This is a genomic window from Mesorhizobium sp. M0615 (assembly GCF_040320805.1).
Classification (GTDB): Bacteria; Pseudomonadota; Alphaproteobacteria; order Rhizobiales; family Rhizobiaceae; genus Mesorhizobium.
This window is the reverse complement of the sequence record NZ_JAMYQI010000008.1, coordinates 280,991-296,208: the sequence shown is the minus strand read 5'-3', so window position 1 is coordinate 296,208 and position 15,218 is coordinate 280,991. Positions and strand designations below refer to the sequence as shown.

Annotated in this window: 12 protein-coding genes; 3 read left to right on the top strand and 9 right to left on the bottom strand. The window is 62.4% G+C overall.

Annotation, left to right across the window (positions count from 1 at the left end; genetic code table 11):
- The first annotated feature begins 3 nt into the window (after nt 1-3).
- Nucleotides 4-1,722 carry an AmmeMemoRadiSam system protein B gene (gene amrB / locus NKI46_RS16575; RefSeq protein ID WP_352747003.1) on the top strand — a complete coding sequence of 573 codons (1,719 nt, stop codon included), beginning with the start codon at nt 4-6 and terminating at the stop codon, nt 1,720-1,722.
- A gap of 29 nt (nt 1,723-1,751) precedes the next feature.
- Here amrB and NKI46_RS16570 read toward each other — a convergent pair whose 3' ends face one another.
- Nucleotides 1,752-3,590, bottom strand: a complete 1,839-nt coding sequence (locus NKI46_RS16570) for an MORN repeat-containing protein (protein ID WP_352747001.1) — start codon at nt 3,588-3,590, stop codon at nt 1,752-1,754.
- A gap of 151 nt (nt 3,591-3,741) precedes the next feature.
- Nucleotides 3,742-4,821, bottom strand: a complete 1,080-nt coding sequence (locus NKI46_RS16565; RefSeq protein WP_023691993.1) for a trypsin-like serine peptidase — start codon at nt 4,819-4,821, stop codon at nt 3,742-3,744.
- 402 nt (nt 4,822-5,223) lie between these two features.
- On the opposite strand from NKI46_RS16565, the gene NKI46_RS16560 reads away from it, so the two are divergent.
- Nucleotides 5,224-6,315 carry a S1 family serine peptidase gene (locus tag NKI46_RS16560; RefSeq protein WP_352746999.1) on the top strand — a complete coding sequence of 364 codons (1,092 nt, stop codon included), beginning with the start codon at nt 5,224-5,226 and terminating at the stop codon, nt 6,313-6,315.
- Between the two features lie 84 nt (nt 6,316-6,399).
- Here NKI46_RS16560 and mgrA read toward each other — a convergent pair whose 3' ends face one another.
- The 7 genes from mgrA to NKI46_RS16525 all read right to left on the bottom strand — a co-directional run bounded on the left by mgrA (nt 6,400) and on the right by NKI46_RS16525 (nt 13,751).
- Entirely contained in the window at nt 6,400-7,446 is a 1,047-nt protein-coding gene (gene mgrA / locus NKI46_RS16555) for an L-glyceraldehyde 3-phosphate reductase (RefSeq protein WP_352746996.1), read from the bottom strand.
- Nucleotides 7,447-7,503: 57 nt separating this feature from the next.
- A complete protein-coding gene (locus tag NKI46_RS16550; RefSeq protein WP_023669799.1) occupies nt 7,504-8,646 on the bottom strand; it encodes a Gfo/Idh/MocA family protein in 1,143 nt (380 codons plus the stop codon).
- Between the two features lie 11 nt (nt 8,647-8,657).
- Nucleotides 8,658-9,404, bottom strand: coding sequence for a sugar phosphate isomerase/epimerase family protein (locus NKI46_RS16545; protein WP_023669800.1), 747 nt, complete (start codon nt 9,402-9,404; stop codon nt 8,658-8,660).
- 99 nt (nt 9,405-9,503) lie between these two features.
- The gene (locus tag NKI46_RS16540) at nt 9,504-10,604 is read right to left on the bottom strand and encodes an ABC transporter ATP-binding protein (RefSeq protein WP_023686606.1); all 1,101 of its coding nucleotides are present in this window, start codon (nt 10,602-10,604) and stop codon (nt 9,504-9,506) included.
- Between the two features lie 5 nt (nt 10,605-10,609).
- On the bottom strand, nt 10,610-11,545 hold the full coding sequence (locus NKI46_RS16535) for a carbohydrate ABC transporter permease (protein WP_023669802.1): 936 nt from the start codon (nt 11,543-11,545) through the stop codon (nt 10,610-10,612).
- The gene (locus tag NKI46_RS16530; protein ID WP_023683029.1) at nt 11,538-12,431 is read right to left on the bottom strand and encodes a carbohydrate ABC transporter permease; all 894 of its coding nucleotides are present in this window, start codon (nt 12,429-12,431) and stop codon (nt 11,538-11,540) included. Before NKI46_RS16530 ends, NKI46_RS16535 begins: the two co-directional genes overlap by 8 nt.
- A gap of 81 nt (nt 12,432-12,512) precedes the next feature.
- The gene (locus NKI46_RS16525) at nt 12,513-13,751 is read right to left on the bottom strand and encodes an ABC transporter substrate-binding protein (protein WP_023683028.1); all 1,239 of its coding nucleotides are present in this window, start codon (nt 13,749-13,751) and stop codon (nt 12,513-12,515) included.
- Nucleotides 13,752-14,143: 392 nt separating this feature from the next.
- On the opposite strand from NKI46_RS16525, the gene NKI46_RS16520 reads away from it, so the two are divergent.
- Entirely contained in the window at nt 14,144-15,187 is a 1,044-nt protein-coding gene (locus NKI46_RS16520) for a LacI family transcriptional regulator (protein ID WP_023683027.1), read from the top strand.
- Nucleotides 15,188-15,218: the final 31 nt, after the last annotated feature.

Sequence of the window (15,218 nt, the reverse complement as noted above, 5' to 3'; positions counted from 1 at the left end):
GAGATGTCCGGCAGGACAGCGGGGGGTGCCTGGGCACGGACCAGCATTCTGGTCTTTGCCACCGCCTTGCTTATCCTCTCAGTGCTTCAAGCGTCTGCCGCCCCCATCACCTGCCCGCCCGGCGACACAAACTTCCCGTCCTTCTACTCCGACCCCACACTCTTCACCGACGCCATCGCCGCCGTCGCCAGAATCGAGCCGTCCAACCAACGCCTCACCGGCATCACAGTCCCCCACCACCTGCTCGTCGCAGATCTCGTCGCACTCGGTTTGCACGCCGCGTCCGGCTTCCGCTACAAGCGCATCGTCATCCTGTCGCCGGACCATTTCCACGAGACGCAGAAACTCTTCGCCACGACGCCGCGCGGTTTTGAAACAGTGCTCGGTCCAGTCCAGGCCGACACGGAAGCCGTGCACCTTCTGGAAGCGAACAGCGACATGGTCGAAGACTCCTGCCTGTTCGCCAGGGAGCATGGCGTGCAGGCGATGCTGCCTTTCCTGCATCACTATTTCCCCGAAGCTGAAATCGTGCCGGTGGCGATGTCGGTCAAAGCCAAGCGAGCCGACTGGGACCGGCTGGCGCAGGCGCTGAAAGCGATCGTCGACAAGGACACGCTGATCGTCGAATCCACCGATTTCTCGCATTATCTGCCGCAGCACGAAGCCAGGCGTTTCGACCAGCAGACGCTGAACATGCTCGCCGCCGGTTCGCTCGACGGCATCGCGGCGCTGCGCCAGCCGGATCACGCCGATTCGGTCGGTGCGCTCTATATCCAGACCAGGCTGCAGCGCGAACTGTTCGGTGCTGCGCCGCTGGTCGTCGCCAACGAGAACTCGCAGGCGCATTCAAGCGACTATGTCGAGCGCACCACCAGCTATGTCGTGGCGCTGTTCGGCGCCTTCGGCCCCGGCTTCAACAATCCTGCCCGTCCCGACGACAAGCTCTACTATTTCGCGGGCGACGTGAATTTCGGCCGCGCCATGAAGAAGATCCTTGTCCGCGACGGTGTTGCCGAGAAGATCGTCGACAGCGTGCAGGCCCTGACCCGCTCGCGGCCGCTGATCGTCAATCTCGAAGGCGTCATCCTGCCCAACGTCCCTGAAGCAATCGACGACATGACGCTGGCCATGGCCGCAGATCTTGCCATCGGCATGCTGAAGAAATTGCATGTCGCCGCTGTCAGCCTTGCCAACAATCACGCCTATGACCTCGGCCCGTCAGGCTATGCCGAGACGCTGGCCGCTCTGGACGCCGCCGGCATCGCCCATTTCGGGCAGGGCGAGACGCTGGCGCTTGCCGATCTCGACCTGGTCGGGCTGGCCGACATCGATACCAACGGCTCCAGGAACACCGACCTTCTGACGCCTGCTTTACTCGACCGGCTGCTGCACGACAATGCCGAGCGGCCGGTGATTGCCTTCGTCCATTGGGGCCGCGAGTACAAGACGGAGCCGTCGCCGCGCGAGGAGATGCTTGCCGACCAGATGCGGCTGCGCGGTGTCACGGCAATCGTCGGCGGTCATCCACATGTATCGAGCGAGGCGATCCTGCCGCTCGGCGGCGGCGATGTTGCGGAGATCTATTCGCTCGGCAATTTCCTGTTCGACCAGAAGGCCGAACGATCGTCCGGGTCGATGCTGGAACTCAGGGTGTTCAGCCAGGGCACGATCTTTGCCCGGCTGATCCCGCTGCCCAATTTTTTCGAGATGGGCTCGAAATAACGCCATTCCCGAAAGGACGTGACAGGACCTCAACAGCCTTGCAGATCTTCCGGCAGATAGCAGACCGCCGGCTTGGTGCTGGTTTCAAACAGCGACTGCTTCGGCCTGAAATAGAAGAACGTGGCCGGCTTGCTCTCGCGTGTGCTGCCATCGGCGAAATGGGCGGCGATGCTGAAGCGATGGATCGACGACATTGACGACCACATTTTCAGCCGTGCCGTGTAGGCGCTGAGATTCTTGTTGCCGCGCACCGGCATGGGGATGCTGTAATCGGTCTTGCCGATCGGAAATTCGATGTTCTGGTAGCGCAGCGCTTCGGGCGACGCGCCGCCGCCATCGCCGCATTCGGCGAGCGATTCTGGGACCTCGATGCTGACCAGCGAGACGATGACGCGAAACGGCTCGCTCTGCTGGTAGACAGCGCCCTGATCGTCCGCCCAGGAATAATCGAGCTTGCCAATCCCGGTCACGCTCATTTTCTCGACGCTGCCGCTGATGTAATCGGCAACGTCGCCGAACTTGACCTTGTTGGCCACCTGGGCGCGGCAGACATCCAGGCTGTCCCTTGACGGGCAGGTGAAGCGCTCGGTCTCGAGCGTGGTTGTGTCGACGCCGGCTTCAGTCAGCACGTTCTTGATCGAGACGTCGACCCCATCGCCGAAAGTGCCGATGTCTTTCGTGAACGTGCCGCTCGGCTCGCCGGTCGCGTTGTCCTCCTCGTCGGTCCTGGTGAACTGGATCGACATCTTCATGTCTTTCACGTCGCCCCAGCCATTGTTGACGATCGAGAAGTCGGGGCGGAAGCCGACGCAGCCATAATGCTCGCTGATCGACAGCATCGGCTTGCGGTAGGCCTCGCTCGCGGCCACCTTCATTTCCAGGCTGTCGATCTTGACCCTCGACCGGTCGGTGGTCTTGAGGTCGACTTCGGCGAAGGCCGGCGCCGTCTCCCAGTCCATGCCTTCATAGACATTGCCGGTACGAATCTCTCCGGTGCCGTTCCAGGCATCGTTGTACTGGTCCGACACCGGATAGATCGCGATGTCTTCGTCGCGCACGAGATGCTGGTACTGCATGTCGGCCTGCTGCGTCATGCGCTGGTCGACGGCAATGCCGATCTCGACCTTGTCGGCGGAACCGCCGCCGGTCTGCGCCTTGAGCAACCCGCCCACTCTGGCATCGGCCAGCACGTCGGGGCGCGCACCGCCGATCTCCTTGCCCATCGCCCATTGCGACCAGTAGACGGTGCTGCCGGGCAGCCGGGTGCGGCCCTTGCCGTCCTTCAGCCCATCGGCAAAAGAGCCGACGAATATCTCGCCTGTCTTCGTCTCCAGCCTGCCCTCGCCATTCGGCACACCGGCCCTGAATTGCCCTTCATAGCGATTGCCGTCGGCATCGACATGGATCGCATGGCCGTCGAGCTGGCCGGCGACCCAACGGCCGTCGAGAATCTCGCCTGAACGCAGCTCCAGCCGGCCTTGTCCATCGGGGCGGCCATTCCTGATCTCGCCGAAATAGCTGGAATAGATCGTCTTGGGGTCGTAGCTCGCCGAGCCGCGTACGCGCCAGACCAGCCTGCCCTTGCCGTTGACGGTGCCGTCGGCTGCGACGGTGCGGTCCGGCGACACGCCGGACGCCGGCTCCCAGGTGAAATCAAGACCCAATTCCGGGTGGGAATCCCAGACCCGTACATTCTTGCGCAGCACCGAACGTGTTTCGCTTTTATAGAGGATTTGCACCCGCTCGGCCCAGGCGCCATCGGGTGCGGCACCGCCTTGATCGGCCATAGCGGAAAAGCATGTCAGTGCGGCCAGCGTGGATGCAGCCGCGATCGCTTTGACCCCGAAGATCATTCTTGCCCGCGCCATCTTACCCAACCCCTTGGATCGCCTAGCGTAAGCACCGCTGTAACACAGTGCAAGAGAGGTGTTTCGATACAAAAAACCGGCGGCAGGAACGTCCCGCCGCCGGTTTGGTATTGCTGGTTTTCGCCGCTGTTTGCCGGCGAAAGATCGGGCCTTATTTGTACAGGCTGTTGATCCACGCCACGTTGGCAGCGTTCAGGCGCACCGCAGTGTTGGCGTTGGGGCTTTCGGCCACGTTCACGCCGGTGACGACGCGCTGCTTAGCGCCATTGTCGTAGGCGTAGACCGAGCTGCCGCTCGACCCCGGATAGGTGTCGCAGTCGTACTGGAAATACTCCGCGCCGACGTTTTCGGCTTTCACTTCGCAGGTCGCCTTCCACATCGTTCCCATCGGCTTGTCGCCGGGATAGCCAACGATGTTTGCGGTGAAATCGCCGAGGTTCTCATAGTTGGCATAACCCAGCCAGCCGAGATTGGTGCCGACATCCTGCTTCAGCGTAATGATGCCGAGGTCCCACGGAATGACCGAGCCGTAGTAACCCTGATAATTGTCGATGAAGCCCTGCAGGATATAGACGCTCTCGTAGCTGAAAGCGCCAAACGGTGCATCGTCGGCGGTGTTGCCGTTGAGCGACGGCACGAAGATGACGTCGTCGAGCCAAGCCTTGTCTTCATTGCTGTAGAGGCAATGCGCGGCGGTGAGCACCGTGCGCGGACCGATCAGGGTTCCCGAGCAGCTGCCATAACCGCTCTTGGCTTTGCCTTCGATATACCCGATCGCGGTGAACGGGTAGGTCTTGGTGTTCTTGATCTGCTCGCGATCGTCGGCCCCGAACACCTGGCGGCCGGCTTCGTCGCCGCCCGTCAATCCGGTCTTGTCGGCGTTCGGTGTGTTGGCGGGCGCGTTCAATTCCTTGATGACAAGGTCCTTCAGCGTCTCGCCTGCATCGATCTTGATGTCCTTGCCATCGGCGGAACGTCCGACGATGCCATAGGATTTGACCGCCGTGCCCTCGTCGGTCAGCGGCGCTGCCCGGCTGGCTTCATCTTCGGTCAGTTTCGGCGGCGCGATCGGCTTTGCACGGCCGGGCTGGTAGTCGCCCGTTCCGAGATCGCGCATGCTTTCGCCATTGCCGGCATTCGCTGAGCCGGGATCGGCGGCGAAGGCAGGCATCGTCCACAGTGCGGTGGATAGCAGTGCGGACGCAATGATAGTGCTTGTCAGTTTCGTCATGGTGAGACTCTCCCAAAAGTCAGCAAGGAGTGGAGCAAAATACAGAAATATTGTCGAGATCGTGGTGGAGTTAAAAAATTAGTTTGGTTACCCGCCCGTATCGGATCATCGGTCCGGGCGGCCTCGTTAAAGCCCTTCGCCAAACGCACCCGCGTCGATATACTGCCTAAAATAATCCAACATTGGCAATGACAAATCGCTTCCACGTAGCCCGTGGGGGGCTATAGGGTTTGGGTGGGCTCTGCCCGATGGGGCACGATTAGCAAAAGTGGTATTTCGGTTTTATGGCCGCGCGGATGTCGTTCGTTCTGGCGGAAGGCGATCGAGGTACCGGTACCGCTTCTGTTGGTTATGCGTCATGGCGGCATGGCTCGGCAATTTTCATCTCAGGAGGGTTTCAAGGTGAACATTATCCATCGGTTCAGGCCGCTTGCCGCTGCATCGCTGCTGGGCATCGCGGCCGCTTTCCCCGCCGTCAACGCGCTCTATGCAGCCGACGACGCCGTCAGGCCGGAAGCGGCGGTCTCGCCGATGCAGCGCGTTGCCGAAGCCCGGGACAAGGCCAAGGCCGAGAACCCCGACGGCGCCGACCGCGTCTATGGCGGCAAGGAAGCCGACAAAGGGGCCTATCCGTTCCAGGTGGCGCTGCTGACCAGCGCCCGGCTGGACCCCAGCCCGGCCTCGCAGCCAAACGCGCAATTCTGCGGCGGCAGCCTGATCGCGCCGCAATGGGTGCTGACGGCGGCGCACTGCCTCAACGACAAGGGCCGGCCGATTTCGCCCGACACGGTGACCGTGCTGACCGGCGCCACCGATCTTACCGAAGGCAAGCGCTACAAGGTGATCGAGGTCATCGTCAACGAGGGCTACAGCGAACAGACGCTGGACAATGATCTCGGCCTGCTCCGGCTGGCGGAGCCCGCCGATGCGCCGGTCATCAAGATCACCAATGAGCCGACGCCAGACAGCGGCAAGACCACGGTCATCGGCTGGGGCAAGATGCAGGACGGCACCTTCCCGACCGCGCTGATGGTGGCCGATCTCGATCTCGAGCCGAGCGCAGCCTGCAACAGCGGCATCAAGTCGATCTATGCGCATGACCTGAAGGCCGCGCTTGGCGATCTCTCGCACCGGATGCGATATTCCGAAAAGGGCATCGACGCCGCTGCCAATGCAATTGCCGCCGATATGTCGGATCCGCTGACCAAGAACATGATCTGCGCCGGCACCGACAGCGGCGAACGCGACGCCTGCAACGGCGACAGCGGCGGGCCGCTGTTCATGACCGGCGCCAACGGTCCGGTCCAGGTCGGCGTCGTCTCCTGGGGCGAAGGTCCGTCCGACGGCACCGCTGCTTGCGGCCACAAGAACGCCTACGGCATCTACACGCGGCTGGCTAACTACACCGGGTGGATCGAAGCCAAGATGAAGACCCCGGCTCCGGCAGCCGCGGCGGCGCCCAAGGCCGGTCTCGGCACGGCCAAGAAGCCCTGAACGGGCCCGAAGCCTGATAAACGCAAAACGGCGGGATCTTTCCCGCCGTTTCGATTCGTACCGTTTGCCGGCTGTCTGAGCCTCTTACTTCCGCGGCGGGCCTTTGCGCTCGGCCGACGCCGCCCACAGATTGATGTCGGACTCGCGTGCGTAAGTGTCGATTTCGGCGAGCTCGGCATCGCTGAACTCGAGCACCTTGAGCGCGCCGACGCAGTCCTCGACCTGTTCGGGCCGGCTGGCGCCGATCAGCGCCGAGGTGACCCGGCCCTTGCGCAGCACCCAGGCCAGCGCCATCTGCGCCAGCGTCTGGCCACGCTTGCCGGCGATCGCGTTCAGCGCCTGGATGTTAGCGATGGTCTTTTCGTTGATGAAGGCGGGCCGCAGCGACTTGCCTTGGCTGGCGCGGCTACCCTCGGGGATGCCGCCGAGATATTTGTCGGTCAGCATGCCTTGCGCCAGCGGCGAGAACACGATCGATCCGACACCGAGCCCTTCCAGCGTATCGAGCAGTCCGTCCTCTTCGACCCAGCGGTTGAGCATCGAATAGCTCGGCTGATGGATGATGCAGGGCGTACCGAGCTGCTTCAATATGTCGGCCGCCTCGCGCGTGCGCTGCGAATTGTAGGACGAGATGCCGGCATAGAGCGCCTTGCCAGAACGCACCGCATGGTCGAGCGCGCCCATCGTTTCCTCAAGCGGCGTATCCGGATCGAAGCGGTGCGAATAGAAGATGTCGACATAGTCGAGCCCCATCCGCTTCAGGCTCTGGTCGAGGCTCGCCAGCACATATTTGCGGCTGCCCCATTCGCCGTAAGGCCCTGCCCACATCTCATAGCCGGCCTTGGTCGAGATGATCAGCTCGTCGCGATAGCTGGCGAAGTCGGTGCGCAATATCTCACCGAAGGCGATCTCGGCCGAGCCCGGCGGCGGACCGTAATTGTTGGCGAGATCGAAATGGGTGATGCCGAGATCGAAGGCCTTGCGCGCGATCGCCTGCTTGGTCTTGTGTGGCGTGTCGTTGCCGAAATTGTGCCACAGGCCGAGCGAGATCGCCGGCAGTTTCAGGCCGGATCGCCCGCACCTGTTGTAGAGCATTTTCTCATAGCGGTTTTCAGCCGGCTGCCAGCGCATGGGTACAGATCCTGGATTGTATGGATGTCGGCGCGAGCGCGCCGACACCCTTCTACCTCATTTCTGCTTCGCCAACAGTCCTTTTGCGTCCTTGACGCCGAGTGCAGCCGGCCGCTCGCAGCTGGTCTGCATGGCGACGAACTTGCCGGTCTCGCCCGACCGCAACAGGCCGGTCATGACATCGACGGCATGCAGCGCGAGCTCCATCGAGCAACGATGCGGCCGGCCCTCGGCGATCGCCAGCGCCATGTCGGCAAGGCCTGCGGTGCGGTAGTTGGCCATCATGCCCTGGCCGTGCATTTCGTTGGGCACGCCGAACGGATGCTGCCATTTCGGCAGTTTCTTCACCGGTTTTGCCGCCTTGGTTATGCGCACGTCGCCACCGAAGAAATTCGGATCCGGCACGAACACCGTGCCCGTCTCGCCATAGAGTTCCATCGGCGCGTGACCATGCGCCCAGACGTCCCAGCTGGTGTTGAGCGTGATCACGGCGCCGTTCTCGAACTCCAGCAGGCCGTGGATCGTCGTCGGCGTGTTCACCGGGATTTTTTCGCCCGCGCGCGGTTTCGACGAGATCGTGCGTTCCTTGGCAGGCGTCGTCGCGAAGGCCGCCACCTGCTTCACCGGCCCGATCAGCTGGATCAGGTTGGTGATGTAGTAGGGCCCGATGTCGAGCACCGGCCCGGCGCCCGGCTGGAAGAAGAAATCGGGATTGGGGTGCCAGTGCTCCATGCCGTGGCCCATCACATGACAGGTGCCGCTGGTGATCTTGCCGAGCGCGCCGGTGTCGATGAGGTTGCGCACCAGCTGGTGCGCGCCGCCGAGGAAAGTGTCCGGAGCCGAACCGATGCGCAGCCCTTTCTTCTCGGCCCGGCTCTTGAGGTCGAGGCCTTCCTTGACCGACAGCACGAACGGCTTTTCCGAATAGACGTGCTTGCCGGCATCGAGGATCTGCTTCGACACCCCGTAGTGCACCGCCGGGATGGTGAGGTTGACGACGATGTCGATCTCGTCATCCTTGAGCAGTTCTTCGACGGTCTCGGCGCGCAGCTTGAACTCCTTCGCCCGTGCCTTGGCCGCGTCCATGTTGATGTCGGCGCAGGCGCGCATCTCAATGCCGCGAAACAGCGGCGCCAGCGAGAAATACGCTTTCGAGATGTTGCCGCAGCCGATGACGCCGATACCCAGTTTCTTTGCCATGATGATTGTTCCTAGTAAGCCTTGACGGATGCGAGCGAGCGGCTGGCGAAGCGCTCGATATCGTTGGGGTTGTCCTGTTCCATGACGTAATATTTGGCCGCGCTCTTCGCCCGAAGTGTCTTGATCAGGCCGGCCCAGTCGATGGTGCCGTGGCCGACATCCGCCCAGCCGTCCTCGTCAAGGCCTTCGCCTGACTTGGCCATGTCCTTGACATGGACGGCGCTGATGCGCTTGCCGTGCTTTTCGATCCACGGCAGCGGATCAACGCCACCGCGGACTACCCAGGCGACGTCCATCTCCCAGCCGATGTCGGGCGCAGCCGACAGGATGTGATCCTGCGGCACCGAGCCGTCGGCGAGTGTCTTGAACTCGAAATCATGGTTGTGCCAGGCAAAGCCGTAGCCGGCTTTTTTTGCGGTCTCGCCGACCTTGGCCAGACGCTCGCCAAAGCCGCGCCAGCCGGCAGCGTCGGCCGGCCGCTGCTCGGCCAGCAGATAGGGACAGATGACGAGCGTGATGCCGAGTGCGTCGGCTGTTTTGCGTACCCCGTCGAAATCATTCTCCAGCGCATCGATCGAGAAATGTCCGGTCGGCATCGAAAGCCCGTTCTTGTCGAGTTCGGCGCGGAACGCCGTGGGGTCGTCATAGACGCCGCCGAAACCTTCGACTTCCTTGTAGCCGAGCTTGCCGAGCATTTTCAGGATGCCGTCCCACGGCTGGAAATTGCGGGCGCTGTAGAGTTGGAATGACCAGTTCATCGTCTCTGTCCGTTTCTTGGGTGGTTAAGGCTTGGGGATGTTTTCGGGGGATCGTTTCGGTCGTTCTTGGGAGGATGGTTTGCGGATGATTCTAGAGGGTCACAGGCGATTGCCGGTCGCAGCGTCGAACAGCGAGGCGCGCGCCGGATCGAAACCGAACTGGATCGGATCGCCGCTGCGCAGCGTCCGTTCCGCTTCGACGCGGAAGGAGAAGTTGCGGCCGGCAAGCTTGGTCCACACCAGCGTGTCGGAACCCATCGGCTCAACGATCTCGACCGAACCGCCGGCGGAAAACGGCATCGACTTTGCAGCGTCACCGAAAGCGATGTGTTCAGGCCGGATGCCCAGCACGCAAGCGCCGGCCGGGCGCTCCGTGCCGTCAAAGGTATAGCGGTCGAGCGGCACCGAAACACCGTCGGTCCTGAACGCCGGAGCAGCACCGGCTTCCAGCTCCCCTTCGAGGAAATTCATCGCCGGCGAGCCGAGGAAGCCCGCGACAAAACGGTTGACCGGCCGGTTGTAGATCGTCTGCGGCGCGTCGAGCTGCTGGATGACGCCGCCGCGCATGACCGCGATACGGTCGGCCAGCGTCATCGCCTCGATCTGGTCGTGGGTGACGTAGATCATGGTGTTCTGCAGCTTGCGATGCAGAAGCTTGATTTCGACGCGCAGTTCCGAGCGCAGCTTGGCGTCGAGATTGGATAGTGGCTCGTCGAACAGGAAGACATCGACGTCGCGCACCAGCGCCCGCCCGATCGCCACGCGCTGGCGTTGGCCGCCGGACAAGGCCGCGGGCTTGCGCTGCAAAAGCGGCTCGATCTGCAGGATCTCGGCGGCGCGTGCGATGCGCTTGGCGATCTCATCCCTGGGCACGCCGGCAACGCGCAGGCCGAACGACAGGTTCTTCTCCACCGTCATTTGCGGATAAAGCGCATAGGACTGGAACACCATGCCGATGCCGCGATCCTTGGGCTCCTCCCAGGTGACGTTCTTGCCCTTGATGAAGATGCGGCCTTCGGAAATATCGAGCAGCCCGGCGATGCAGTTGAGCAAGGTCGACTTGCCGCAGCCCGAGGGACCGAGCAGCACGATGAACTCGCCCTCTGCGACCTCGAGATTGAGGGTCTGCAGCACCGATACAGAGCCGAAATTTAGGGACAGGTCCTGGATCGAAACGCTGGTGCCGTTGGCTGCCGTCATCGCCATCACCCTTTCACCGCACCGGCGGCGATGCCGCGCACGAAAAGCTTGCCGGAAATGAAGTATACGATGAGTGGCACAAGGCCGGTCAGGATGGTGGCGGCCATGTTGACGTTGTACTCCTTCACGCCTTGCACCGAATTGACGATGTTGTTGAGCTGCACCGTCATCGGATAGGTGTCGGGGCGGGTGTAGACGACGCCGAACAGGAAGTCGTTCCAGATGCCGGTCACCTGCAGGATGATGGCGACGACGAAGATCGGCAGCGACATCGGCGCCATGATCCGCAGGAAGATGCCCCAGAAGCCGGCGCCGTCGACCCGTGCCGCCCTGAACAGCTCTTCCGGCATCGAGGCAAAATAGTTGCGGAACAAAAGCGTGAGGATCGGCATGCCGAATATGGAATGGACGATCACCAGGCCGCTGAGGCTGCCGTAGAGGCCGATCTCGCGCAGGATGATGACGATCGGATAGATCATCACCTGATAAGGGATGAAGGCGCCGACGATCAGGATGACGAAGAATGTGTCGGCGCCCTTGAAGCGCCAGTTGGCCAGCGCATAGCCGTTCACCGAGGCGATCGCGATCGACAGCAGCACTGACGGCACAGTGATGCGCACCGAATTCCAGAAGCCCCGCGAAAGCCCGTCGCAATTGAGGCCGGTGCAGGCCGTCGCCCACGCCTTCACCCACGGTTCGAACGTGATTTCGAGCGGCGGCGAGAAGATATTGCCCATCCGTATCTCGGGCATGCCCTTAAGCGAGGTGACCACCATCACGTAGAGCGGCAGCAGATAGTAGACCGCCACCACGATCAGCGTGCCATAGAGGAAGATATTGCGGCGCGAGAAGACATGCCGCGGCTTCGGCCCGCGCGGCCCGGAGGCTTCGCGCTCGGCGGCACCCGCGCTGGCGGGCAAAGGGACGGCCGGGTCAGCCACGCTTCCTGCCTCCAAATTCAAGGTAGGCCCACGGCACGACGACGATCACCACCGAGAGCAGCATCATGGTCGAGGCGGCAAAGCCCTGGCCAAGATTCTGTGCGAAGAACATGTAGTCATAGACATATTTGGCCGGCACTTCGGAGGCGATTCCGGGGCCGCCGCTGGTCTGGGCGACAACGAGGTCGTAGACCTTGACGATGCCCGACGCGATGATGACCAGCGTGGTGATGAAAACCGGCCGCATCATCGGGATGACGATGAACAGATAGGTCTTCCACATCGGGATCCCGTCTACCCGCGCCGCCTTCCAGATGTCCTCGTCGATGCCGCGCAGGCCGGCCAGCATCAAGCACATGATGAGCCCGGTGCCTTGCCACAGCGCCGCAATCGAAATGCCGTAGATGACGATGCTGGAATTGTAGAGCGGGTCGAAGTTGAAGCTCGTCCAGCCGAGGTCCCGCACCACATGCTGGATGCCGAAATCCGGATTGAGCAGCCACTGCCAGACCAGGCCGGTGACGATGAAGGAAAGCGCGAACGGATAGAGGAAGATGGTGCGGAACGTGTCCTCGAAACGGATCTTCTGGTCGAGAAGCGCTGCAAGCAGGAAGCCGATGACCAGTGAGAACACGAGCGAGATCGCGCCGTAGATCAAAAGGTTCTCGATCGAGATCAGCCAGCGCGGCGTCGCCCACAGCCGGTAATACTGGTCGAGCCCGGCGAAATTCAGCCGTGGCAGCAGCTTCGAATTGGTAAAGGAATAGAACACCGTCCAGACGGTGCCGCCGACGAAAACCACCGACGCGGTGAGGATCATCGGGATCGAGGCGACCTTCGCATTGATGTTGCGGAACAGCGGGTTGGGGCGTTCGCTCTTGCTCATCTCGTCAGCCGGCTGGGTAAGGGCGGTGCGATCCCGGCCCTGCTTTCGCAAGGCCGGGAGCGAGGTGTATTGCCTCCAACGTCAGTCTGCCGAAGCGATGAGGTCGGCGAAGCGCTTCTGCGCGTCTTCGATGGTCAGGTCCGGCTTGGCGAAGAATTCGGCGAAGAGATCTTCCTTCTGCTTCTGGGTATCCTGCGAAAGCAGTTGGTCAGTCCACGGAATGACGGCGCCCTTGGCGAGGATCGCCAGACCCTTCTTCATGCAGTCATTGGCCGCGTTGAGATCGACGTCGCCGCGCACCGGTAGCGAGCCCTTCTTGAGATTGAAGGCGACCTGAGTCTTGGGGTCGAGCAGCGTCTCTGCCAACACCTCCTGCGCCTTGGACTTGTCGGCGTCCTTGAGCAGCGGGAAATAGAAGGCGTCGCCGCCGGTGGCGATCACTTCGTTCAGACCGAGGCCCGGCAGGCAGGCATAGTCCTTGCCGGCGACCTTGCCGGCAACCTGGAACTCGCCTTGCGCCCAGTCACCCATGATCTGGCCACCGGCCTTGCCGGTGATGACGAGATTGGTTGCCTGGTTCCAGTCCTGCACATTGGTGTTCTTCGCCATCTTGCGGGCATCGTCGGCGGCCTTGAAGACCTTGGCGATCTCGGGCCCGGCGGCGAACTTGGCATCCTTGTCCTTGTAGACCTTAAGGAACGCGTCGGTGCCGCCGACCGCCGCCAGCAGCACGTCGAAGGCGCCGGAAGATTGCCAGGCCTGTCCGCCGACAGCGAGCGGGATGATGCCCGCCTTTTCCAGGGCGGGCGCTGCCGCCACGAATTCATTCCAGTCCTTCGGCAGCGGCACGCCGGCCTTCTCGAAGGCTTCGTTCGACAGCCACAACCACTGCCAGGAGTGGATATTGACCGGCACGCAATAGATCTTGCCGTCGATGGTGCAGCTGTCGAGCAGGCTCTTCGGCCGCACGATTTCCGTCCACTTGCCCTTGGTGGCGACATCGGTGAGGTCGCGCATCAGGCCGGCCTGCACCAGTTCTTCGGCCTGCCGGCCGTGATTGAACTGGGTGGCGCCCATCGGATCGCCGCCGGTGATGCGGCTGATCATGATCGGCCGTGCCGTGCCGCCGGATCCGGCAATGGCGCCGTCGACCCAGTGATTGCCGGTCGCGTCAAAAGCCTTCGCGAATTCCGCAACCGCCGCCGCCTCGCCGCCGGACGTCCACCAATGGGTCACTTCCAGGTCGGTGGCGGCCGCCGGGCCGGCAAGCTGAAGCGCGGCCGTCGCGGCAAGGGCAGCGGTCAAAAGTCTATAGCGCATTTCGGTTCCTCCCAGAATCTGAAACGTTACAGATTTTCGATACGGCAATTATGCGGTGCGTGCAACCCCTGAGATAAACGCGCTCGAATGTTTTTTCGAGGCGCGAACAAATTCGTTGCGTGCAAACCGGCAAACTCCGCGCAAAACCGGGTGCTGCGCTGCAAAATCATGCTGCAGCGCAAGAAAAACGTCTCGAACCTGATTTTCGCGCAACGTTTCTGGCCGCCAAAACCCTGCCAAAACCATGGCTTGAGAGACCCACTCGCTGCGATGTTGGAAATCTGTAACGTTTCAGTATATTGAGGCCTGACGGCGAAGAACCGTGCCACATCGTCATCGAAGCGATTGTCGGCTGGTCCGGCGGCTGCTATGCGCCTGACGGGGCGGGACGAATGGACAGGGACCAGACGGAGAAGGACGACGAGGCGTCGGCGCATGAGCGGCCGACGCTGAAAACGCTTGCCTTCATGACCGGGCTCGGCGTCACCACCGTCTCGCGCGCGCTCAAGGATGCACCCGAGATCGGCGCCGAGACCAGGCGGCGGGTTCAACTCGTCGCCAGGCAGATCGGCTACCGGCCGAACCGCGCCGGCGTGCGCCTGCGGACTGGCAAGACCAATGTTATCAGCCTCGTGCTCAATACCGAGCGCGAGATCATGAGCTTTGTCTCGGACATCATCTACGGCGTCTCGGAGGTCATTGCCGACACACCCTATCACCTGATCGTCACGCCCTACTCGCGCTCGCAGGATCCGCTGGACCCGGTAAAGTATCTGGTCGAGTCCGGCTCGGCCGATGGCGTCATTATCTCACGCACGCAGCCCAACGACCCGCGCGCCCGCTACATGCTGGAGCGTGGCATACCCTTTGCCACGCATGGCCGCACCGATATGGGGCTTGTCCACCCCTATCACGACTTCGACAATTACGCCTTCGCCGCCGAAGCGGTGCGCCATCTGGCCAGCGTCGGCCGGCGCCGGCTGGCGCTGGTAGCGCCGCCGGTCGGGCTCACCTATTACGACCACACGGTCAATGGCTTTGCCGACGCACTGAGCGAGGTCGACGCCAGCGAAGTGCCGTTCAACGCTGTTTCGATCGACCAGTCGATCGATCAGATCAGGACGCGGACCGCGCAGTTGATGCGCCGCGACGTCAGGCCGGACGGTTTCGTCAGCAGCGCCGCCGCAGCAACGCTGGCCATCGTCGCCGGCATCGAGGATGCCGGCCTGAAACTCGGCCGCGACGTCGATGTCGTGTCCAAGCAATCGTCGGAACTGCTGCATCTGTTCCGCCGGGAGTTGCTGATCGTCAACGAAGACTTCCGCCTCGCCGGCACCGAGCTTGCCCGCGCCGTGCTGGGCTGGATAGGCGGCGCGGCACCTGGCTCTTTGCAGACTGTGGTCAAGCCAGGCGACGTCGTCGCGTATCAGGGCTGACTGGCACGACCGGAGAGGCCGCCTCACCTGA

What these genes read in the sequence shown, in the direction of transcription:
- NKI46_RS16570 (WP_352747001.1), bottom strand. Translation starts at nt 3,590, where the DNA reads ATGGCGCGGGCAAGAATGATCTTCGGGGTCAAAGCGATCGCGGCTGCA.
- NKI46_RS16545 (WP_023669800.1), bottom strand. Translation starts at nt 9,404, where the DNA reads ATGAACTGGTCATTCCAACTCTACAGCGCCCGCAATTTCCAGCCGTGG.
- NKI46_RS16525 (WP_023683028.1), bottom strand. Translation starts at nt 13,751, where the DNA reads ATGCGCTATAGACTTTTGACCGCTGCCCTTGCCGCGACGGCCGCGCTT.
- amrB (WP_352747003.1), top strand. Translation starts at nt 4, where the DNA reads ATGTCCGGCAGGACAGCGGGGGGTGCCTGGGCACGGACCAGCATTCTG.
- NKI46_RS16550 (WP_023669799.1), bottom strand. Translation starts at nt 8,646, where the DNA reads ATGGCAAAGAAACTGGGTATCGGCGTCATCGGCTGCGGCAACATCTCG.
- NKI46_RS16520 (WP_023683027.1), top strand. Translation starts at nt 14,144, where the DNA reads ATGGACAGGGACCAGACGGAGAAGGACGACGAGGCGTCGGCGCATGAG.
- NKI46_RS16565 (WP_023691993.1), bottom strand. Translation starts at nt 4,821, where the DNA reads ATGACGAAACTGACAAGCACTATCATTGCGTCCGCACTGCTATCCACC.
- NKI46_RS16530 (WP_023683029.1), bottom strand. Translation starts at nt 12,431, where the DNA reads ATGAGCAAGAGCGAACGCCCCAACCCGCTGTTCCGCAACATCAATGCG.
- NKI46_RS16540 (WP_023686606.1), bottom strand. Translation starts at nt 10,604, where the DNA reads ATGACGGCAGCCAACGGCACCAGCGTTTCGATCCAGGACCTGTCCCTA.
- mgrA (WP_352746996.1), bottom strand. Translation starts at nt 7,446, where the DNA reads ATGCGCTGGCAGCCGGCTGAAAACCGCTATGAGAAAATGCTCTACAAC.